The organism is Pseudomonas hunanensis, assembly GCF_013393325.1.
Taxonomy (GTDB): domain Bacteria; phylum Pseudomonadota; class Gammaproteobacteria; order Pseudomonadales; family Pseudomonadaceae; genus Aquipseudomonas; species Aquipseudomonas putida_P.
The window spans coordinates 22,230-41,773 of record NZ_QJRC01000058.1; the positions used below are offsets into that span (position 1 = coordinate 22,230).

At 62.8% G+C, this 19,544-nt stretch carries 19 protein-coding genes; 8 read left to right on the forward strand and 11 right to left on the reverse strand.

From position 1 onward, the window contains the following. Positions 1 to 29 precede the first annotated feature (29 nt). The 7 genes from DM807_RS00870 to DM807_RS00900 form a co-directional block, all read right to left on the reverse strand. A complete protein-coding gene (locus DM807_RS00870) occupies positions 30 to 419 on the reverse strand; it encodes a carboxymuconolactone decarboxylase family protein (protein ID WP_012271908.1) in 390 nt (129 codons plus the stop codon). 88 nt (positions 420 to 507) lie between these two features. Next, a complete protein-coding gene (locus DM807_RS00875) occupies positions 508 to 993 on the reverse strand; it encodes a flavin reductase family protein (RefSeq protein WP_012271909.1) in 486 nt (161 codons plus the stop codon). Positions 994 to 1,006: 13 nt separating this feature from the next. Beyond that, on the reverse strand, positions 1,007 to 2,488 hold the full coding sequence (locus DM807_RS00880) for an aldehyde dehydrogenase (protein ID WP_060515660.1): 1,482 nt from the start codon (positions 2,486 to 2,488) through the stop codon (positions 1,007 to 1,009). Beyond that, positions 2,485 to 3,318, reverse strand: coding sequence for an alpha/beta fold hydrolase (locus DM807_RS00885; RefSeq protein WP_012271911.1), 834 nt, complete (start codon positions 3,316 to 3,318; stop codon positions 2,485 to 2,487). The genes DM807_RS00880 and DM807_RS00885 overlap by 4 nt, the downstream gene beginning before the upstream one ends. Before the next feature lie 68 nt (positions 3,319 to 3,386). Next, complete coding sequence (locus tag DM807_RS00890; protein WP_003256068.1) at positions 3,387 to 3,983, reverse strand: amino acid synthesis family protein; 597 nt, start codon at positions 3,981 to 3,983, stop codon at positions 3,387 to 3,389. 305 nt (positions 3,984 to 4,288) lie between these two features. Further along, entirely contained in the window at positions 4,289 to 5,329 is a 1,041-nt protein-coding gene (locus tag DM807_RS00895; RefSeq protein ID WP_179026954.1) for an LLM class flavin-dependent oxidoreductase, read from the reverse strand. A 75-nt stretch (positions 5,330 to 5,404) separates the two neighbouring features. Continuing rightward, a complete protein-coding gene (locus DM807_RS00900) occupies positions 5,405 to 5,890 on the reverse strand; it encodes a flavin reductase family protein (RefSeq protein WP_012271913.1) in 486 nt (161 codons plus the stop codon). A gap of 316 nt (positions 5,891 to 6,206) precedes the next feature. Between DM807_RS00900 and DM807_RS00905 the strand changes: the two genes are divergently transcribed. Continuing rightward, the gene (locus DM807_RS00905) at positions 6,207 to 7,613 is read left to right on the forward strand and encodes a purine-cytosine permease family protein (protein ID WP_012271914.1); all 1,407 of its coding nucleotides are present in this window, start codon (positions 6,207 to 6,209) and stop codon (positions 7,611 to 7,613) included. Positions 7,614 to 7,665: 52 nt separating this feature from the next. Here the strand turns inward: DM807_RS00905 and DM807_RS00910 are convergent, their stop codons facing one another. Both DM807_RS00910 and DM807_RS00915 read right to left on the reverse strand, forming a co-directional pair. Next, positions 7,666 to 9,291 carry a methyl-accepting chemotaxis protein gene (locus tag DM807_RS00910; protein ID WP_179026955.1) on the reverse strand — a complete coding sequence of 542 codons (1,626 nt, stop codon included), beginning with the start codon at positions 9,289 to 9,291 and terminating at the stop codon, positions 7,666 to 7,668. Between the two features lie 232 nt (positions 9,292 to 9,523). Continuing rightward, entirely contained in the window at positions 9,524 to 10,720 is a 1,197-nt protein-coding gene (locus DM807_RS00915; protein WP_179026956.1) for an NAD(P)/FAD-dependent oxidoreductase, read from the reverse strand. A 512-nt stretch (positions 10,721 to 11,232) separates the two neighbouring features. Here DM807_RS00915 and DM807_RS00920 point away from each other — a divergent pair. Together DM807_RS00920 and DM807_RS00925 are read left to right on the forward strand one after the other, a co-directional pair. Next, on the forward strand, positions 11,233 to 12,612 hold the full coding sequence (locus tag DM807_RS00920) for an NAD(P)-binding domain-containing protein (protein ID WP_060493300.1): 1,380 nt from the start codon (positions 11,233 to 11,235) through the stop codon (positions 12,610 to 12,612). A gap of 117 nt (positions 12,613 to 12,729) precedes the next feature. Further along, positions 12,730 to 13,269: an RrF2 family transcriptional regulator gene (locus DM807_RS00925; protein WP_060493320.1), complete on the forward strand. Its 540-nt coding sequence runs from the start codon at positions 12,730 to 12,732 to the stop codon at positions 13,267 to 13,269. A 25-nt stretch (positions 13,270 to 13,294) separates the two neighbouring features. Here DM807_RS00925 and DM807_RS00930 read toward each other — a convergent pair whose 3' ends face one another. Then, positions 13,295 to 14,206, reverse strand: a complete 912-nt coding sequence (locus DM807_RS00930; RefSeq protein ID WP_060493299.1) for an AraC family transcriptional regulator — start codon at positions 14,204 to 14,206, stop codon at positions 13,295 to 13,297. A gap of 102 nt (positions 14,207 to 14,308) precedes the next feature. On the opposite strand from DM807_RS00930, the gene DM807_RS00935 reads away from it, so the two are divergent. The 5 genes from DM807_RS00935 to DM807_RS00955 all read left to right on the forward strand — a co-directional run bounded on the left by DM807_RS00935 (position 14,309) and on the right by DM807_RS00955 (position 18,798). After that, the gene (locus DM807_RS00935) at positions 14,309 to 14,869 is read left to right on the forward strand and encodes a carboxymuconolactone decarboxylase family protein (RefSeq protein ID WP_041166474.1); all 561 of its coding nucleotides are present in this window, start codon (positions 14,309 to 14,311) and stop codon (positions 14,867 to 14,869) included. A gap of 99 nt (positions 14,870 to 14,968) precedes the next feature. Next, positions 14,969 to 16,033: an acyl-CoA dehydrogenase family protein gene (locus DM807_RS00940; protein ID WP_179026957.1), complete on the forward strand. Its 1,065-nt coding sequence runs from the start codon at positions 14,969 to 14,971 to the stop codon at positions 16,031 to 16,033. Further along, complete coding sequence (locus DM807_RS00945) at positions 16,030 to 16,851, forward strand: ABC transporter ATP-binding protein (RefSeq protein WP_012271922.1); 822 nt, start codon at positions 16,030 to 16,032, stop codon at positions 16,849 to 16,851. Before DM807_RS00940 ends, DM807_RS00945 begins: the two co-directional genes overlap by 4 nt. Further along, on the forward strand, positions 16,838 to 18,043 hold the full coding sequence (locus DM807_RS00950; RefSeq protein WP_012271923.1) for an ABC transporter substrate-binding protein: 1,206 nt from the start codon (positions 16,838 to 16,840) through the stop codon (positions 18,041 to 18,043). The genes DM807_RS00945 and DM807_RS00950 overlap by 14 nt, the downstream gene beginning before the upstream one ends. Beyond that, positions 18,043 to 18,798 (forward strand): ABC transporter permease, encoded by a 756-nt coding sequence (locus tag DM807_RS00955; protein WP_060493298.1) that lies wholly within the window; start codon positions 18,043 to 18,045, stop codon positions 18,796 to 18,798. The genes DM807_RS00950 and DM807_RS00955 overlap by 1 nt, the downstream gene beginning before the upstream one ends. 48 nt (positions 18,799 to 18,846) lie before the next feature. Here the strand turns inward: DM807_RS00955 and DM807_RS00960 are convergent, their stop codons facing one another. Beyond that, positions 18,847 to 19,533, reverse strand: coding sequence for a GNAT family N-acetyltransferase (locus DM807_RS00960; protein WP_179026958.1), 687 nt, complete (start codon positions 19,531 to 19,533; stop codon positions 18,847 to 18,849). Between the last annotated feature and the right edge of the window lie 11 nt (positions 19,534 to 19,544).

The following is a 19,544-nucleotide window of genomic DNA, read 5'->3' on the forward strand; positions in this document are numbered from 1 at the left end:
TTCCATGCAGTGGTTCGAACAGCCCGTTGTTAACGGGTTGACTCCGCATCGGCTTCGGCAAACGCTTCACGGGCCAGGCGGAAACTGTCCACCGCCGCGGGTACGCCGCAATAAATGCCGACCTGGAGCAGGATCTCGCGAATCTGTTCACGGCTCAGGCCATTGCGCAATGCGCCGCGAATGTGCAGCTTGAGCTCGTGGGGCCGGTTGAGCGCGGAAATCATGGCCAAGTTTATCATGCTGCGCTCTTTGAGCGAGAGGCCTTCGCGGCCCCAGACGTGGCCCCAGCAGTATTCGGTGACCAGCTCCTGCAACGGCTGGGTGAACGCGTCGGCGTTCTGGATCGAGCGGTTGACGTAGTCCTCGCCCAGCACCTGGGTGCGGATCTTCAGGCCTTTTTCGTACGTTTCATTGCTCATGTGCAGTACTCCGGAATAAAACAGGGGCCGCAACCGAGGGTGAGACGATAGCGCGGCCCCTAAAACAGGGGATCGGTGTTGGCGTACGTCAACCCAAGGGCGGCAGGGCGCCGAGTTTGCCTTTGTGGTAAACCATCGGCGTTACCGGCTGCTCGGGCAGCACCAGGTTCTTCACCGCCCCGACGATGATCGCGTGGTCACCGCCGTCATACTCGCGCCACAGTTCGCACTCGATGATCGCCGTGGCCTTGGCCAGCAGCGGGTTGCCAAGCTCGCTCAGGTGCCACTCGACACCCTTGGCCTTGTCCTTGCCCTTGCCGGCGAAAGCATAGGCTTCGGCGGTTTGCTCGGCGGACAGCAGGTGTATCGCGAACTGCTTGCTGTCACGCAAAACCGGGTAGGTGTCGGAGGCATAGTTAGGGCAGAACAGCACCAGTGCCGGGTCGATCGACAGCGCGCTGAAGGCGCTGGCGGTGATGCCGACGATGGCGCCGTCGGCGTCCAGGGTGGTGACTACCGTGACGCCGGACGGGAAGGAGCCCATCACGTCTTTGTAGATGCCGGGTTCGATCATCTCGTGCTACCTCCTAACGCATCACAAACGGGTCGGGCATCGGTGCGGTGGACAGGTTGATCCACACGGTCTTCAGCTCGGTATAGGCCAGCACCGAATCGATGCCGCTCTCGCGGCCGTAGCCGCTGTTTTTGAAGCCACCGATCGGCGCCATGGCCGACACGGCGCGGTAGGTGTTGACCCAGATGATCCCCGAGCGCACGTCACGGGCCAGGCGGTGGGCACGGCCCAGGTCGCGGGTCCAGATGCCGGCAGCCAGGCCGAACTGGGAGTCGTTGGCGATGGCCAGGGCTTCTTCCTCGGTCTTGAAGCGGATCACCGCGGCGACCGGGCCGAAGACTTCCTCCTGCATGATGGTCATCGAGTTGCTGTCGCACTCGAACAGGGTCGGTTCGTAGAACCAGCCGTCACCTTCAACCTCGGCACGCTTGCCGCCCAGGTGCAGCTTGGCGCCCTCGGCCTTGGCCGCAGCCACCAGGCCTTCGACTACGGCCAGTTGCTGTGCGGTGGCCATTGGGCCCATTTCGCTGGCGTCGTCCTGCGGGTTGCCGATGCGGATACGCTTGGCGCGGGCAATCAGGCGCTCGACGAATTCGTCGAAGATCTCGTCCTGCACCAGCAGGCGCGAACCGGCCACGCAGCTTTGCCCGGAGGCTGCATAGATGCCGGCCACGGCACCGTTGATGGCACTGTCCAGGTCGGCGTCGGCGAAGATGATGTTCGGCGACTTGCCGCCCAGCTCCAGCGACAGCTTGGCGAAGTTCTCGGCACTGCTGCGCACCACGTGGCGGGCGGTGGCAGCGCCGCCGGTGAAGGCGATCTTGCGCACCAGCGGGTGGCGGGTGAGCGCTGCGCCGGTGCTTGGGCCGTAACCGGTGACCACGTTGACCACGCCGGCCGGGAAGCCGGCTTCGAGGGCCAGGCGGGCCAGCTCAAGGATGGTCGCCGAGGCGTGCTCGGACGGTTTGAGCACGATGGTGTTGCCGGCGGCCAGGGCTGGGGCCAGCTTGATCGCGGTGAGGTACAGCGGGCTGTTCCAGGGGATGATCCCGGCCACCACGCCGATAGGCTCGTGCACGGTGTAGGCGAACAGGTCGGGCTTGTCCAGCGGCAAGGTGCCGCCTTCGAGTTTGTCGGCCAGGCCTGCGGTGTAGTGGAAGAACTCTGGCAGGTAGCCAACCTGGCCGCGGGTTTCGCGGATCAGCTTGCCGTTGTCACGGCTTTCCAGCTGGGCCAGGTGTTCCTTGTTCTCGGCAATCAGGTCGCCCAGGCGACGCAGCAGCTTGCCGCGTGCGGTGGCGGTGATGCTGCGCCACTCTTTGCTGTCGAAGGCACGCTGGGCGGCCTGTACGGCCAGCTCCACATCGGCTTCGTCGGCGTCGGGCAGTTGCGCCCAGGCCTGGGCGGTGGCCGGGTTGAGGCTGTCGAAGGTCTTGCCGCTCTGGGCATCGCGCCATTGGCCGTCGATGCACATCTGGAAACGAACGAGGGTCATGCAACAATCCCCTTGGCGGATTCGGTGAGGGTGCGGGCTTGCGCAAGGAAGTCCAGCAGCATCTTGTTGACTTCACGGGGTGCTTCCACCGGCATCATATGCCGTTGCTCGGCGAGGACCACACTGTGTGCGCCTGGAATGCTGGCGGCGAGCTGGCGGGTCATGGCCGGGGTGGAGCCAGCGTCGAGTTCGCCGGTGGCGATCAGCGTCGGCACCTGGATGCTGCCCAGGTCATTGGCGCGATACATGTCCTGGGTGGCGAACAGCGAATAAGTGGTGTGGTAGCCCTGCGGGTCGTTGCTCGCCAGTACCTGGCGAATGGCGGCGACCTGCGCCGGGTTGGCTGCCTTGTATTCACGGCTGAACCAGCGGTCCAGGGCTGCATCGACGTTGGCATCGGGGCCCAGCTCCGCCGCCTGGGCCGCGCGGGCAATCACGCCAGCGCTTTGCTCCGGGGTGCGGTTGAACACGCTGTTGAGCACCACCAGGGCAGTCAGGCGCTGCGGGTGGTTAAGGGCAAATGCTCGGGCAACCAGGCCGCCCATGGAGAAGCCGATCACGGTGGCCTGGGCAATTTGCAGGTGGTCAAGCAGTTCGGCGAGCTGGTCGGCATAGCCTTCCAGCGGTGTGTCGGCGGCCGGTACGCGGCTTTGACCGTGGCCGAGCATGTCGTAGGCGATGACGCGGTAGTCGTTGGCCAAGCCAACGAACTGACCGCCCCACATTTCCTTGTTCAGGCCCACGCCGTGGATCAGAACCACGGGTTGGCCCTGGCCGACAGCCAGGTAGCTGGTGCCGGCAGGTGTGCGTTCAGCGACAGGCTGAATCATGGAGGGCGCTCCTTGAAGGTCGGGCGCGGCGGGTAAGCACGCCACGCCCCGGCCCGTCTTGGTTGTTGTTATTGAGCGTTGGCTTTTTCGGCAGCCAGTTCTTCCAGGTCGATGTAGCGGTTGCCGATGCGCGGATGCAGGCGGCCACCATCGGCTGCGCCCAGGACCACGACGATTTCGTCGGCGCGCGGGGCGTCTTCGATCTGCATCTCCAGGGTGATGTAGTGCGAGCGCAGGCCTTCGTCGTCCTTCTGCATCATCGGGATCTGGATCGAGGTGCCTGGGCCGCCGCGCTTGTTGGTGAAGCTCAGGTAGCTCTTGGCCTGTACCGCTTCGCGGTAGTGGTTGCCGAAGCGCAGGGTGTGGATCACGGCCGAGGCGTGCTCGATTTCGCCGTCGGCGCCGACCACAGCAGCCTTACCGTAGGCTTCGATCTTGTCGGCACCGCCGATGGCGGCGGTCAGGCGCTCGACCATCAGGGCACCCAGTTCCGAGCAGTTGGCGCGAATTTCCGGCTTCAGATCTTCAACGAAACCGCGACCGGCCCATGGGTTCTTGATCACGACGGCCAGGCCGACCATGGTCACCGGTTTGTCGGTGGCCTTGCCGCCTTCAATGCGGGTCTCTTCGGAGTAGGTGACGATCTTGCGGATTTCGAAACTCATGGGTGGCTCCTGGTGAGGGTTATCAGCTCTTGTTGTCTGATGGTATACCATAATATTTGTTGTGCAAGAGGTGTCAGGAAATTTCTCTTGCCGGGGGACGAAAGGTGGCCTGATGCCTTGATTTTTGTGGTGTCTGCACTGGCCTCTTCGCGGGTAAACCCGCTCCCACAGGAATACGCGGTCCCTTGTGGGAGCGGGTTTACCCGCGAAGAGGCCAGTGCAGGTTTCAAAAAAAAGCCCGCTCACGCAGGCCGAAGGGGCCCACGGGAGCGGGCGCGTCCCGCAATGATTCAGGCAATGGGAATTCAGGCGAAGGCGGGCACCACTTCCTTGATGAACAGCTCCAGCGACTTTTTCTTCTCGGCGTGGGGCAGGCTGTTGTCGCACCAGAAGCTGAACTCGTCGACGCCGAGCTCCTGGTAGTACTTGATGCGCGCGATGATTTCTTCCGGGGTGCCGATCATGGTGTTCTTGCGGATGTTCTCCAGCTGAAACTCCGGCACTTCGGCAAACTTCGATTCCGGGCTTGGCTCGAGGAAGCCGTTGACCGGGGTGGTCTTGTTGCCGAACCAGGCGTCGAAGGTCCGGTAGAAGCGCGAGATGGCCTGGGCACCGACCTTCCAGCCTTCCGGTTCGGCTGGGCTGTGCACGTGGGTGTGGCGCAGCACCATCAGTTGTGGGCGCGGTACGTTCGGGTTGTTGTCCAGGGCGGCCTGGAACTTGTTCTTCAGGTCCAGGACTTCTTCGTCACCCTTCATCAGTGGGGTGACCATGACGTTGCAGCCGTTTGCCACGGCGAAGTTATGCGAGTCGGGGTCGCGGGCGGCAATCCACATTGGCGGCGTCGCGTTGAATGGTTTCGGCACGCTGGTGGAGGTGGGGAACTTGTAGACTTCGCCGTCATGGGCGTAGTCGCCTTCCCACAGCTTGCGTACCACAGGCACCATCTCACGCAGCGCCTTGCCGCCGTCGGTGGCCGGCATGCCATTGGCCATGCGGTCGAACTCGAACTGGTAGGCGCCACGGGCCAGGCCCACTTCCATGCGGCCGTTGCTGATCACGTCCAGCAGGGCGCATTCACCGGCAACGCGGATCGGGTTCCAGAACGGCGCGATAATGGTGCCGGCGCCCAGGCGGATCTTGTCGGTACGTGCGGCCAGGTAGGCCAGCAGCGGCATCGGGCTTGGCGAAATGGTGTACTCCATGGCGTGGTGTTCGCCGATCCACACGGTGCTGAAACCGCCGTTTTCGGCCATCAGGGTCAGTTCGGTCAGGTCTTCGAACAGCTGGCGGTGGCTGACCTGTTCATCCCAACGTTCCATGTGCACGAACAACGAAAATTTCATGGGGCTTTCCTCAACGCTTGAAAGGGTCTGGCGCCGGGCAGGGGAGGCGCCAGGGGTGTCGATTCAGAATAGGCTTCAGGCAAAGGCCGGCAGGCTGGCCATCTTGCCGCGGCAGTACACCATCGGCCGTGGCGCTTGCGCAGGGACAATCAGGTTGTGCACCTTGCCGACCATGATGGCGTGGTCGCCACCTTCATACTCACGCCACAGTTCACATTCGATGACTGCGGTGGCGCCCGCCAGGACCGGGTTGCCCAGTTCGCTCAGGGTCCACTCGATGCCGCTGGCCTTGTCCTTGCCCTTCTTGGCGAACGCATAGGCTTCGGCTTGCTGTTCACCGGACAGCAGGTGAATGGCGAAGCGCTTCTGCTTGATCAGTACCGGGTAGGAGTCGGAGGTGTAGTTGGGGCAGAACAGCACCAGCGGCGGGTCCATCGACAGGGAAGAGAAGGCGCTGGCGGTCAGGCCGACGACCGAGCCGTCGTCGTCCAGGGTGGTGATGACGGTAACGCCGGATGGGAAGGAGCCCAGGACGTTCTTGTAGACGGTTGCGTCGATCATCGGAAGTACCTCTAAAAGGCTGCGGTGGTCCGCGGTTTTTATCGTTGATGTGTCTGATGGTATACCGTAATACCTATTTTGCAAGCGGAATTTTCAGCCCTGGTTTTTCACGATGAACGGCTCAAGGCCACGTATATCGTGGTCTTGAGCGGTGAGGTGGTTTGTCGCAGGGCTTTTGCAAGCGGATCAGCGGGCGTTTTTTACTGCGGATCAGTGTTGTCAAAAGTTTGGAATACCATAATATGGTCCGCAGCTGAGAGGCCGCCTAGATGCGGTTTCCTTACAAAGATAAAAACGACCTTTCGAGCTGAAAACCATGTCCCAACCGTCATCGCAACACCAGTTTGTCGAGAATCACACGGTCGATTACGTTCCACCTGCCGAGCGCCACGGGAAGGCGCGCGACCTGTTCACCCTCTGGTTCAGCACCAACATTGCGCCACTGCCCATCGTCACCGGCGCCATGGTGGTCCAGGTGTTCCACCTGAACCTGCTGTGGGGGCTGATCGCCATCGTGCTGGGCCATCTGGTTGGGGGCGTGGTCATCGCCCTGGCCTCTGCGCAGGGACCGCAGCTTGGCATTCCACAGATGGTGCAGAGCCGTGGCCAGTTTGGCCGATACGGCGCGCTGCTGATCGTGTTCTTCACCGCGCTGATCTATGTCGGCTTCTTTATTTCCAACATTGTCCTGGCAGGCAAGACCATCCACGGTATCGCCCCGAGCGTGCCGATGCCCGGCGCCATTGTGATCGGCGCCCTGAGCGCCACCGCCATTGGTGTGATCGGTTACCGCTTCATCCACATCCTCAACCGTATCGGTACCTGGGTGATGGGTTCGGCCTTGCTGGCCGGTTTCATCATGATGTTCATCCAGGACCTGCCGGCCGACTTCTTCAGCCGCGGCGCGTTCAACCTGTCCGGTTTCATCGCCACCGTGTCGCTGGGCACCATCTGGCAGATCAGTTTCTCGCCTTACACCTCCGACTACTCGCGCTACCTGCCGCGTGAAGTGGGTATTGCCAGGCCGTTCTGGGCTACCTATTTCGGCGCCACCCTGGGCACCATCCTGTGCTTCAGCTTTGGTGCGGTGGCGGTGCTGTGCGTACCGGAAGGAACCGATGCGATGGACGCGGTGAAGCAGGCCACTGGCTGGCTGGGCCCGGTCCTGATGGTGCTGTTCCTGCTCAACATCATCAGCCACAACGCCCTTAACCTGTATGGCGCGGTGCTGTCGATCGTCACGGCGATCCAGACCTTCATGGCCGAGTGGACGCCGAGCATCAAAGTGCGGGTGATCCTGGCGTCGGTGATTCTGGTTGGCTGCGCGATGGTTGCTCTGAACGCTTCTGCGGACTTCATCGGCCACTTCATCGGCCTGATCCTGGCGCTGCTGCTGGTGCTGGTGCCGTGGGCTTCGATCAACCTGATCGACTTCTACCTGATCAAGAAGGGGCAGTACGACATCGCCTCGATCTTCAGTGCAGACGGTGGCATCTATGGCCGCTTCAACCACCACGCGATCATTGCCTATGCTTGCGGCATCCTGGTGCAGTTGCCGTTTGCCAATACGTCGTTGTATGTGGGGCCGTATTCCAACATCGTCGAAGGGGCGGACTTGTCCTGGCTGTTCGGGCTGATTGTCACGGTGCCGCTGTATTACTGCCTGGCGACTCGGGGCAAGGCTGGCGAGAAGGCGGGGCGGGTTGTGAGTGTCAATGACTGATAGAGCGTCGTTGCTGTAGCCGGGGCCGCAACGCGGCCCCGGCAGTTTCAGATCAGACCTTGAACTGCGCCACCATGCCGTTCAGATCCACCGCCAACCGCGACAAATCCTGTGCCGCCGCACTGGTCTGGTTCGCCCCTGCCGACGTCTGCATCGCCAGGTCGCGAATGTTCACCAGGTTACGGTCCACCTCCCGCGCCACCTGTGCCTGCTCCTCCGAAGCACTGGCAATCACCAGGTTGCGCTGATTGATCGACGCAATCGCCTCGGCAATCACTTCCAACGCCTGCCCGGCGCCTTGCGCCACCTCCAACGTGCCGGTGGCACGCCCCTGGCTGCTGTGCATCGCCGTCACCGCGCGTTCGGTACCGTTCTGGATACCGGCAATCATCTGCTCGATCTCTGCCGTCGACTGCTGGGTGCGGTGGGCGAGGGCGCGGACCTCGTCGGCCACCACGGCAAAGCCACGGCCTGCCTCGCCAGCGCGAGCCGCTTCGATGGCGGCGTTCAACGCCAGCAAGTTGGTCTGCCCGGCAATCGCACCAATCACATCCAGCACGCGGCTGATTTCGTTGGCATTGGTGGCCAGCTGTTCGATCTCGGCCGAGGTACCGGTCACGTCAGCCACCAGGTGCTGGATGGACGCCAGTGCCTGGTTGACCCGGTCGCGGCCGTCGCGGGTAGTCTGGTCGGCGCCTTTCGAGGCGTCGGCGGTGCTGACCGCATTGTTCGCCACTTCCTCGACCGCTGCAGTCATCTGGTTGACGGCCGTCGCCGCCTGGTCGATTTCTGCGCTCTGCTGGTGCAGGCCACGGCTGGTGTCCTCAGTGACCGTGTGCAGCTCTTCCGAGGCCGAGGCCAGTTGGTCGGACGAAGCCGCGATCTTGCGCAAGGTGTCGCGAAGGCTGTCTTGCATACGGCCCAAGGCGCGCAGCAGCAAGGCTGGCTCGTCCTGGCCGATCACGCGAATTTCCCGGGTGAGGTCGCCGGTGGCCACACGCTCGGCGACAGCCACGGCATCGGCCAGCGGCACAACGATACTGCGGGTAAGCACGGTGGCAATGGCGGCGAGCGCAAGCATGATCACCAGCAACGAGACGATGATGGCAGTGAATGCCTCGTCGGCCACATCGCTGCTGCGCTGCGAGGCATCTTCGGCACCCTTGCTGTTGTAGGCGATCAACGCGGTCAAGGCCTTCATCATGCCGTCGGCGCGCTGCGTGAGTGGGCCGCCGATCTGCTGCTTGGCCTCGCTCATGCGGCCAGCAGCAATGTCCTGCAGCACCTTCACTTGCAGGACGAAATACTGCTGGTAGGCGTCGTTGAACGTGTTGAACAGGGCACGGTCGTCGGCCGCGATGATGGTATCGGCGTAGGCTTTCAACCCATCCTTGAGCTCGGCATTGATGCCATCGAGCAGCTGCAGGTTGCGTGTGCGTTCGTCGGGGTTGTCGTCCAGCGCGGCGCGCAGGGTGACGGCGCGAGCGCGCCCGAGGTTGCTGCTGATGTCACCCAACGCCACCACGGCGGGCATCCAGGTGACCCGGATCTCGTCGGTAGCCGTGTCCATCTGGCGGGTTTCGTAGAGTGCGATAAGGCCCATGAACAGGACCAGGATGCCCAACAGGGCGAATACGCTGGCAGCGCGAATGCCGATCTTCATATTCCGTAACTGCATGGAATGCTCCTTGACGGTGGCGTGCAGGCCTCAGGAGCTTGGACGGAAAAGCCGGAACACCGGTAAGGCGCCAGGCTCTTGATGCGCTGCGGATTGTGTTGTGTGCCTCACCCTCTTGCATGCTTTTTGATTTGAATGATGCCATATGGCCATCATTGTTGAACAGTCATTCAATGTAACGAAATAATTGACAAAACCGTCGGTTTTTGACGGTTTTTTCAGGTTTTTGCCGTCAAACGATCGCGATCATCGGGTCGGCGGCGGCCAGGGCCAGGGCGCGGTCAGCTGCCGGCGGGTAGATCCACACCGAGTTGATCTGGCGCTTGAGGTCCTTGCCTTCTTGGCCCTGCAGTTTCAATTCGCGCTCCCAGCCTTCGCTGTATGCCGCGCCCCATTCACCCAGGTCCAGGCAGGTAACGTACTTGGGCTGGCGGTACACCACGGGCGTCACCCCAAGCAGGTCGGCCATGGCGTTGTTGCCACTGTGGCGGCCCATGGGGATGGCGTGCTGGCAGGTCATCAGCGCGTGGTTACCGATTTCATCCACGGCAGCCCAGGCGGTATCCCCGGTGGCATAGATGTGCTGCTGGCCAATCACCTTGAGGTGATCGTCGACCTTGAGCCGGCCGAAGTTGTCGCGCTCGCCGGCAACCTGTGCGGTCAGCGGGCTGGCCTTGACGCCGACGGTCCAGATCACGGTGTTGCTGGCGATGTAGTCGCCGTTGTCGAGGGTGACCCCGCCTGCATCCACGGCCACCACCGAGGTGCCGGTCAGCCATTCGACGCCGGCCAACTGCGAGGCCGCAACGATCGATGGCTTGATGCCCGCGCCCAGCGCCGCGCCGACACTGGCACCACGGTCTACCAGCAGCACCCGTACATCGTTACCGAGGATGGCGCGCAGCCGCGCAGGCATTTCGGTGGCCGTTTCGATACCGGTGAAGCCACCACCGCAGACCACCACGGTATTGCGTGCAGGCGAAGCGGGCAGGGCGGCCAGGCCCGCTAGGTGTTGCTCCAGGCGCACGGCCGACTCCATCTGGTCGACGTCGAAGGTATGTTCGGCAAGGCCTGGGACTGCTGGGCGTGCAACCTGGCTGCCAGCGGCAAGGATTAGGCGGTCGTAGCTGATCTGCTGGCGCTGGCCGTGGCTGTCGGTGTAGCTGACGTTGCGTGCATCGGCGTCGATGGCTTCGGCGTTACCGGTAATGAAGCGCACGCCAACGGCCTCGAACAGTTCACCCACGGGGGCTTTCAAGGTGTGCGCGTTGGCCTCGTAAAAGCGCGGGCGAATGCGCAGTTCCGCTTGCGGGGCCAGCACGCTGATGCTCAGGTCGTCGCGTTGCGCCTGGTCGAGCAGGCGTGCTGCGCTCAGGGCGCTCCAGACACCGGCAAAGCCGGCACCGATGATGAGGATGTTCGATTTCATGCTGTGCTCCGCTGGAAAAGGGGGATTCGCCCCGTGAGTCGTGTTGCATCAATAACTCCGACTATAGTGGTCGTAGTTTGTTTGTGCAAGCGTTTCCAAACCGCAGTCGCCCCTGCCGAATGCTCGGCAGGGGTGATTGCGGGTGTGGCACAGCAGGGCCACAAACCTTGATATACCCAGCCCCATCCGTTATAGATAAAAAGGAAACCACAAAGAAAAGAGGCCATTGCAGCCCCCATGTACGAGAACACACGTATCTTGCGCCCCTCAGGCCCCCATTTTGCGCCCTGCGCTGATGGATACGGGCCCACCCCCATGATCCTTTCCCCGCTTTCAAGCCTGTTTCACGTGTTGTCGATTCCTCCCGCCAACATCCTGCTCCACCAGATGCGCAAACGCCCCGTCCCTCCGCCTGCACCGTAACGCCTGAACTCCGTTACCCCCGGCTTTTTGCCGTTCGGGGTTGGGGAGCCTTTGCATTTTTTTCAGCGTTCAACTGTTCAGGAATCACTATGACTCTTCGTGTAGCAATCATCGGTGCCGGCCCGTCCGGCCTTGCACAACTGCGTGCGTTCCAGTCTGCCCATGCCCAGGGCGCACCCATGCCGGAAATCGTCTGCTTCGAGAAACAAGCCGACTGGGGCGGTATGTGGAACTACACCTGGCGCACCGGTCTCGACCAGCATGGCGAGCCGGTGCACGGCAGCATGTACCGCTACTTGTGGTCCAACGGCCCCAAGGAGTGCCTGGAGTTCGCCGACTACAGCTTCGATGAACACTTCGGGCGGCCGATTTCCTCGTACCCACCGCGTGAGGTGCTGTGGGACTACATTCAGGGCCGCGTGAAGAAGGCCGGGGTGCGCGATTACATTCGCTTCAATACAGTGGTGAAGAACGTCAGTTTCAATGAGCGCACGCGCGAGTTCACCGTAAGCGCCCATGACTACAGCGCAGGGGTCGGTATCGAGCAGGTGTTCGATTTCGTGGTGGTGGCCAGTGGGCACTTCTCCACGCCGCACGTGCCGGAGTTCGAAGGCTTCGAGCGTTTCACCGGGCGTATCCTGCACGCCCACGATTTTCGCGAAGCGGTGGAATTCAAGGGGCAGGATCTGCTCATTGTCGGCAGCAGCTACTCCGCCGAAGACATCGGTTCGCAGTGCTACAAGTACGGCGCGCGTTCGATCACCACGGCCTACCGTACCCAGCCGATGGGCTACAAATGGCCCAAGGGGTGGGAAGAGCGCCCGCAACTGGTACGGGTCGAAAACGACCTGGCGTTTTTCGCCGATGGCTCGAGCAAGCGCGTGGATGCGATCATCCTGTGCACGGGCTACCAGCATCACTTCCCGTTCCTGCCGGATGAGCTGACCCTCAAGACCAACAACCGCCTGTGGCCTGCGGGCCTGTATCAGGGCGTGGTATGGGAGCAGAACCCGCAGTTGCTGTACCTGGGCATGCAAGACCTCTGGTACAGCTTCAACCTGTTCGACGCACAGGCATGGTTTGCCCGTGACTACATGATGGGCCGCATCAAGCTACCGTCCAGGGCCGGCATGCAAGCCGACAGCCAGCGCTGGCGCGAGGACGAAGAGGGGCTGGAAACCACAGCTTCGATGTACGAGTTCCAGGGCCGATACATCAAGCACCTGATCGAGCAGACCGATTACCCACGCTTCGATATCGATGCGGTCAACCGCATCTTCCTGCAATGGAAGCAGGACAAGAAGCACGACATCATGGGCTACCGGGACAAATCGTACCGCTCGGTGCTCACCGGCACCAAAGCAGTGCCCCACCATACCCGCTGGATGCAGGCGATGGATGACTCGCTGCAGGAATACCTGCGCGAGACGGACGGCAAGAAAGGCGAAGTGAAGGCTTTGCGCGGGTAGACGCCAGCCTTTTGCAGCGCGATGCGGTTGGCGCTCCAGCACTTCAAGGCAGAGGACCGCTTTGCGGTGCTGGCGTTACCCGCGTATTATTTGCGACAAAGTTGGTCGGAGATTGAAATGTCGCTTTACAGTGCTGGCGTCGAATACGGCATCCATTGCCTGTTGTTCCTGGTGGACGAGCGTGGTGATTCGCGCGAGTCCAGCGTGCGCGATCTGGCGGAGTTGCAAGGTGTGCCCCAGGAGTACCTGGCCAAGGTCTTCACCAAGCTGGCACGCGCCAAGCTGGTGGTTGCCACCGAAGGTGTGCGCGGCGGCTTCCGCCTGGCCCGGCCTTCGGACGAAATCACCGTGCTGGACATCGTCAATGCCATCGATGGGCCGAAGAAGATCTTCGACTGTCGCGAAATCCGCGAACGCTGCACGCTGTTCGACGGTGCTGCACCGGGGTGGGCGACTGAAGGCACCTGTGCGATTCATGCGGTGATGCTGGGGGCACAGAAGCGTATGGAAGAGGCCTTGGCGCAACAGACCATACTGGACTTGGCGCGACGGTTCGGGCGCAAGGCCCCGGCCGAGTTCGGTCAACAGGTCAATAGCTGGATGGGTGAGCGGCGGGAAGGTAAAGGAGGCGGGGACATACCGGTCAGCCAAGTCTGAATGGGCCGCTACAGCAGTAACGCTTTCAGCGCCCTTCATGCTGGCGCCGGTACGCCCCCGGCTGCACCCCCACCGCTTTGGCAAACGCGCGGGTAAACGCTGCCACCGACTGATACCCCACCTGCGCACCCACTTGTTCAACAGTATTTCCTGCCCGCAGCAACTGGCTGGCATGGCGCATGCGCAGCGCCAACAGTACTTGCCCCGGCGACTGCCCGGCCAGTTCGCTGAACCGCTTGAAAAACGCCGACCGCGACAAACCGGTGCAGGCGGCCATGCTCTCCAGCGTCCAGGCTTGCCCCGGTTGCGCGACCAACTGTTCCAGCAGCCCGGCAAATGCCGGCTGGCGGGCGAGGGCGATCAGCCCGCCCAGTGACTGCTCGGCATTTACCTGTTGGCGCAGCACGTACAGGAACAACAGGTGCGTCAGCCGCTCAAGCAATACCTGCGACGGGCCTGCGGCACGCCGGCATTCTTCCAGAATCAGCCCGAACAGCGCCCGCGCTGCGCTGCCAGCGGGGTCTTCGGCGCGCAGCAAGATCCAGTCAGCCAGGCCCTCGACAATCAACGAAGTCAGGCCCGACTGAAAATGGAAGAAGCCGCAGACCAGCCCAACGCCATCGCTGGCCTCGCTGTCCAGCGCCTGCATGGCCTGGCGCGGTTGGGCGCAGGCGTCTACCGGGTCCTGGTCGCTGGACAAGCGATAGGCCAGGTCGCGCAACAGGAACACCGCGTCGCCTTTTTCCAGCCGCACCGGTTGCGGTTGGCCATCGATGTGCAACCAGCAGTGCCCCTGCACCACCAGGTGGAAGCTGGCGCGGCCCATGCCCTGGGTGCTGGCATGCCAGCCGCCACAGTAGCGGCCCACATGAAACAGGCTGGCATCGAGCTCCAGGCTTTCTAATAACCAATCGACAAGGTGGCTGGACGAAATCATCTAATGCAAAGACTCAGGAGCAAGGAAAGGCGACTGATGAATATGGAGGGTAATTCTTATAACCAACAGACTGTAGTGACCCCCATCAAAGGAGACCACTCCATGTCCTCGCGCATTACTTTACACACCCTGCAGAGCGCCCCGGAAGCGGCGCGTCCATTTCTCGAAAACGCCCAGAAGAATTCTGGCTTCATCCCCAACCTGCTCGGCGTGCTGGCCAACGCCCCGGCGGCGCTGGAAACCTACGTGACCGTCTCGGCACTCAATGGTAAATCCGACTTGAGCCTGGCCGAGCGCGAAGTGGTGCAGTTGATTGCCGCCACTGTGCATGGTTGTGATTTCTGCGTGGCTGGCCATACGGCTGTGGCGCTGAACAAGGCCAAGCTGCCGCAGGAGGTAGTGGATGCCCTGCGTGCCCGTGGTGAACTGCCCGATGCCCGATACGAAACCCTGGCTGCCTTCGCCCGTGAAGTGATCGCTACCCGCGGCAACGTCGGCGAAGCCACCTACCAGGCCTTCCGTGAAGCTGGCTTCAGTGAAGGCAACGCCCTGGAAGTGATTCTTGGCGTAAGTCTCGCAACCCTGTGCAACTTTGCTAATGTTTTCGCCCAGACCCCGCTCAACGACGAGCTTGGCAAGTACCGCTGGCAGCCAACTGCATAGCCCACGTGTGATAGCGACCCAGACGCGGTCGCTGTAGGAGCGGCCTTGTGCCGCGAATGGGCCGCCAAGCGGCCCCGGCGTTCCAAAAGGAGCAAGACCATGCAAGATTGTGCATTTCGACAATGGCTGGATGCCAATGCCGAGGCCATCGACCGGGGCCTGTGCGAACCGCAACAGGTGCTGGCGCAGATTGCCGAGTCGCAGTTGCTGCGCATAGGTGTCGACCCGGCGCAGGGTGGCACGGGCGGGCGGGTGACCGACGCTGTCGAGGCAATCGCCGCTATTGCCAGCCGATCGTTGGCGGCGGCGTTCGTCTGCTGGGGCCAGCGCGCCTTCATCGAATACCTGTTGCACAGCCCCAACCACGCCCTGCGCGAGCGCCTGCTGCCGGGCTTGTTGACGGGCGAACTGGCCGGTGCCACCGGGCTGTCCAACGCCATGAAGTTTCTGTCCGGCATCGAAGCGCTGCAGGTGCGTGGCCGCCCGGCAGCCGATGGCTGGCAGCTGGAAGGGCGCCTGCATTGGGTGACCAACCTGCGTAAGAGCGGCTTCGTGGTGGCGGCGGCCATCGAAGATGAAGCCGGTGGCGCGCCGTTCGTACTGGCGATTCCTTCCAATGCCCAGGGCCTGGAGCGCTCTGACGACCTGCAGCTGATGGGGCTGCAGTCGAGCAACACGGCAGCACTGGCGTTTCACCAGGTGCCGCTGGCGCGTGATTGGCTGCTGCATGAAAATGCCCGCGAATTCTTGCCACGGGTACGCCCGGCGTTCCTGGCGCTGCAGTGCGGCATGGCCATCGGCCTGGCACGACGGGCGTTGGAAGAGGTTCAGGCGCACTTGCATGGGCGCACCTCGTTCCTCGACGAAGCCCGTCAGGTGCTCAGCGAGCGCCTGGAAAATACCGTCAGCGAGCTCAAGCAGGGCCTGCTCGAAGGCCGCTTCCAGCAACACCCAGCGGCCTTGTTCAAGCTGCGCATCACCTTGGCTGAATGTGCCGCCGACGCCGTGCAGTTGGAGTTGCAGGCCAGTGGTGGCAAGGCTTATCTCAGCGAGTATGGCGAAGGCTTTGCCCGTCGCTGGCGTGAGTCGGCCTTCGTGCCGATCGTCACCCCCAGCTTGGTGCAACTGCGCGCCGAACTGCAACGCCAGGCGGGCGCCGCATGAGCGCAGTGTTGCTCGAGGCCCGTGACATCAGCCTGGGCTACCCACGCGAAGGTGGCTGGCAGGAAGTGCTGGCGCAGTTCGACCTGCAGCTGGCGCCGGGCGAAGTCGTGAGCATCCTTGGCCCCAGCGGCGTCGGCAAGTCGAGCCTGCTGCGGGTGCTGGCAGGCTTGCAGCAGCCCCGTGGCGGTCGCGTGAGCCTGCACGGTCAGCCGCTGCAGGGGCCGCACCCGCGCCTGGCGGTGGCTTTTCAGGACCCGAGCCTGCTGCCGTGGCTTAGCCTGGAGAAGAACGTTGCCTTTGGCCTGGACTTCGCCCGTCAGCCCAAACTGGCTGCTGCCGAGCGGCGTGCACGCATCGATCATGCGATTGCCGCTGTCGGCCTTGAGCATGCCCGTGGCCAGTACCCGGCGCAGCTGTCTGGCGGCATGGCCCAGCGTACCGCGCTGGCCCGCTGTCTGGCCCGCCAGCCTGAAGTACTGCTGCTCGACGAGCCGTTCGGCGCGCTGGACGAAGTGACCCGGGCCGATATGCAGCAACTGCTGCTGCAACTGATTGCTACCCACAACACGGCGGCGGTGCTGATTACCCACGATATCGACGAAGCCCTGCTGCTGTCCGACCGGGTTCTGCTACTGGGCAACCACCCAGCGCACATCCTCGGCCAATGGCACATCGACCTGGCGCAACCGCGCGCGCAGCGGATCGAAGAACTGGGCGCCTTGCGCATCGAAATTCTCAAAACCCTTCGGCGGGCAAGCCGCACAGTCGAACCTACCTCAACCCCGTTGCCCTCGGAGGCTGTCCATGTGCATGGATGACTGCTGTTCCACATCATCGCGTCGTGATTTTCTCAAACTCGGAGCCATGCTTACCGCCGCCGGTGCGCTGCCGTTGCTGTCGAGCTTGCAGGCCCGCGCCGCCGCCGAGCCGGACGCACCGGTGCGCATCGGCTATCTGCCGATCACCGACGCCACGCCACTGCTGGTGGCGCATAACAACGGGCTGTTCGAGGCCGAAGGCATCAAGGCCGAGCGCCCGGTGCTGCTGCGCAGTTGGGCGCAGGTGATCGAGGCGTTCATCTCGGGCCAGGTCAACGTCATCCACCTGTTGTCGCCGATGACCGTATGGGCGCGCTATGGCAGCAAAGTGCCGGCCAAAGTGGTGGCCTGGAACCATGTGGGCGGTTCGGGGCTGACGGTGGCACCCGATATCACCGACATGAAACAGCTCGGTGGCAAGACCGTGGCGATTCCGTTCTGGTATTCGATCCACAACGTGGTACTGCAGCAGATGCTCAACGACAATGGTCTGTCGCCGGTGTCGAAGCCGGCCAATGCGCAGCTAGCTGCCAACGAAGTCAACCTGCTGGTGCTGCCGCCGTCCGACATGCCACCGGCGCTGGCCAGCAAGCGCATCGCCGGCTACATCGTTGCCGAGCCGTTCAATGCCCTGGCCGAAAACCTCAAGGTTGGCCGCGTGCAGCGCTTTACCGGCGATGTGTGGCGCAATCACGCCTGCTGCGTGGTGTTCATGCACGAACATGACCTGAACAACCGTCCAGAGTGGTCGCAGAAGGTGGTCAACGCCATCGTCAAGGCCCAGCACTGGACCCGCGACCACCGCGCCGAGGCCGCGGCCTTGCTGTCCAAGGCCGGCCCCAACAAGTACACCCCGCACGAGCCTGCGGTGTTGGCCAAGGTTCTGGCGCCTGCCGCCGAGGACCGTGCAGGCTATATTGCCAGTGGCGCCATTCGCCATCAGCAGTGGGACGAAAAACGCATCGACTTCCAGCCATACCCGTTCCCGAGCTACACCGAAGAGCTGGTCAAGCGCCTGAAAACCACCCTGATCGAAGGCGACAACGGCTTCCTGGCCGGGCTGGACCCGGCGCAGACCGCCCGCGATCTGGTCGACGATCGCTTCGTGCGCAATGCCATCGCTGCAGTCGGCGGCCCGTCGGTGTTCGGCATTGCCGACAACTTCGAGCGTAGCGAGGAGTTCGCGGTCTGATGCGCACCCATGTCGTACATGCCGGCCTTGGGCTGGCCGGGTTGTTGGCCTTGTTGCTGTTGTGGTGGGCCGGTGTTGCCATGTTCGGCCAGGCCGACGGCCTGTCGGCGCGCTTTTCACCGGCGGCTACCTTGGCCAGTCTGGTCGAGCTGTTGGGGCAGGGCGAGGTCTACGGGCATATCTGGGTCAGCCTCAAGCGTATCCTGGTCGGGCTGCTGCTGGCGCTGCTGATAGGGGTACCGTTGGGCTTGCTGGTTGGCAGCTACCGGCACCTGGAGGCGGCGACCACGCCGGCGTTCCAGTTTTTGCGCATGATCTCGCCATTGTCGTGGATGCCGGTGGTGGTGATGCTGATGGGCGTGGGTGACCAGCCGATCTACTTCCTGCTGGCGTTTGCCGCGTTGTGGCCGATCTTGCTGAACACCGCGGCAGGGGTACGGCAACTGGACCCACGCTGGCTGCAACTGAGCCGCAGCTTGAGCGCCACGCGTTGGGAGACCTTGTGCAAGGTGATCGTGCCGGGGGTGATCGGCCATGTGCTGACCGGGGTGCGTCTGGCCATCGGTATTCTGTGGATCGTGCTGGTACCGTGCGAAATGCTGGGCGTGAGTGCGGGGCTTGGGTATTTCATTCTCGATACCCGCGACCGGCTGGCGTACTCCGAGCTGATGGCGATGGTGCTGCTGATTGGCGTGCTGGGGTTTGTGCTGGATGCCCTGGCGCGTGGGCTGCATCGACGCTGGGTACACGGTTGACGGGGCAATGGGGCTTCTCGCGGGCATGCCCGCGATGAAGCCCTACGCTCAATGCACGGTTTTGCGCTGCCGCACACATTCCTGGGCTTGAGCGGCCAATTCATCCAGCCGCTCATCGCGCATCTGCTCCGCTTCGATCATCGCATCCTCACCCTGCTGGTTAAGCAGGTAGGTATGAATCTGCAGCACTTCAGCCGTCTGATAAATCGGCGCAATGTCCAATCGCCCTATCAATGCGCCGCTGGCTTGCCCGGTGCTACTCATCAGCACTTGCGGACCATTGGCGGCCACCGCCTGCATACCCATTGCCTCGAACCACGGCACCTGGCTGGCGAAGGCATTGAGTTCTACACAGGCATGGCGAGCTCGCAAGTCGTCCAGCAAGGCGCGGGCGATGCCCTGGCGGCGGTGGCTGGCGCGCACGGCCAGGAATGCCAGTGCACAGGCCTGCTGGTCGTCCTCGGCTGGCAGAGACAGGGCAAAGCCCAGCAACTGGTCCGGTGCTTCGGCATCCAGCGCCAGGGTGAGCGCAACGGCCAGGCCACGGTTGCCGTCCAGTGCTTGCAGGTACTGGTGCACTTCCATGCCGACGCCGTACTGGTATAGCGGGTACAGCGGGTTGTCGGCAGTGATGGCGACACTGCTCAGTTCGCCGACATTGTGGATTACCAGCTCGCGGATCTGGTTCTGGAAAGATTCGGGCGGCACGCTGTCGAGGCGGCTCAGGATGAACATCGGGGGGCAGG

Excerpts from the sequence above, each read along its gene's own strand:
- DM807_RS00870 (WP_012271908.1), bottom strand. The coding sequence starts at position 419 with ATGAGCAATGAAACGTACGAAAAAGGCCTGAAGATCCGCACCCAGGTG.
- DM807_RS00945 (WP_012271922.1), top strand. The coding sequence starts at position 16,030 with ATGAGCGCAGTGTTGCTCGAGGCCCGTGACATCAGCCTGGGCTACCCA.
- DM807_RS00890 (WP_003256068.1), bottom strand. The coding sequence starts at position 3,983 with ATGAGTTTCGAAATCCGCAAGATCGTCACCTACTCCGAAGAGACCCGC.
- DM807_RS00920 (WP_060493300.1), top strand. The coding sequence starts at position 11,233 with ATGACTCTTCGTGTAGCAATCATCGGTGCCGGCCCGTCCGGCCTTGCA.
- DM807_RS00940 (WP_179026957.1), top strand. The coding sequence starts at position 14,969 with ATGCAAGATTGTGCATTTCGACAATGGCTGGATGCCAATGCCGAGGCC.
- DM807_RS00910 (WP_179026955.1), bottom strand. The coding sequence starts at position 9,291 with ATGCAGTTACGGAATATGAAGATCGGCATTCGCGCTGCCAGCGTATTC.
- DM807_RS00900 (WP_012271913.1), bottom strand. The coding sequence starts at position 5,890 with ATGATCGACGCAACCGTCTACAAGAACGTCCTGGGCTCCTTCCCATCC.
- DM807_RS00880 (WP_060515660.1), bottom strand. The coding sequence starts at position 2,488 with ATGACCCTCGTTCGTTTCCAGATGTGCATCGACGGCCAATGGCGCGAT.
- DM807_RS00955 (WP_060493298.1), top strand. The coding sequence starts at position 18,043 with ATGCGCACCCATGTCGTACATGCCGGCCTTGGGCTGGCCGGGTTGTTG.
- DM807_RS00895 (WP_179026954.1), bottom strand. The coding sequence starts at position 5,329 with ATGAAATTTTCGTTGTTCGTGCACATGGAACGTTGGGATGAACAGGTC.
- DM807_RS00915 (WP_179026956.1), bottom strand. The coding sequence starts at position 10,720 with ATGAAATCGAACATCCTCATCATCGGTGCCGGCTTTGCCGGTGTCTGG.
- DM807_RS00935 (WP_041166474.1), top strand. The coding sequence starts at position 14,309 with ATGTCCTCGCGCATTACTTTACACACCCTGCAGAGCGCCCCGGAAGCG.
- DM807_RS00960 (WP_179026958.1), bottom strand. The coding sequence starts at position 19,533 with ATGTTCATCCTGAGCCGCCTCGACAGCGTGCCGCCCGAATCTTTCCAG.
- DM807_RS00950 (WP_012271923.1), top strand. The coding sequence starts at position 16,838 with ATGTGCATGGATGACTGCTGTTCCACATCATCGCGTCGTGATTTTCTC.
- DM807_RS00930 (WP_060493299.1), bottom strand. The coding sequence starts at position 14,206 with ATGATTTCGTCCAGCCACCTTGTCGATTGGTTATTAGAAAGCCTGGAG.
- DM807_RS00905 (WP_012271914.1), top strand. The coding sequence starts at position 6,207 with ATGTCCCAACCGTCATCGCAACACCAGTTTGTCGAGAATCACACGGTC.
- DM807_RS00875 (WP_012271909.1), bottom strand. The coding sequence starts at position 993 with ATGATCGAACCCGGCATCTACAAAGACGTGATGGGCTCCTTCCCGTCC.
- DM807_RS00925 (WP_060493320.1), top strand. The coding sequence starts at position 12,730 with ATGTCGCTTTACAGTGCTGGCGTCGAATACGGCATCCATTGCCTGTTG.
- DM807_RS00885 (WP_012271911.1), bottom strand. The coding sequence starts at position 3,318 with ATGATTCAGCCTGTCGCTGAACGCACACCTGCCGGCACCAGCTACCTG.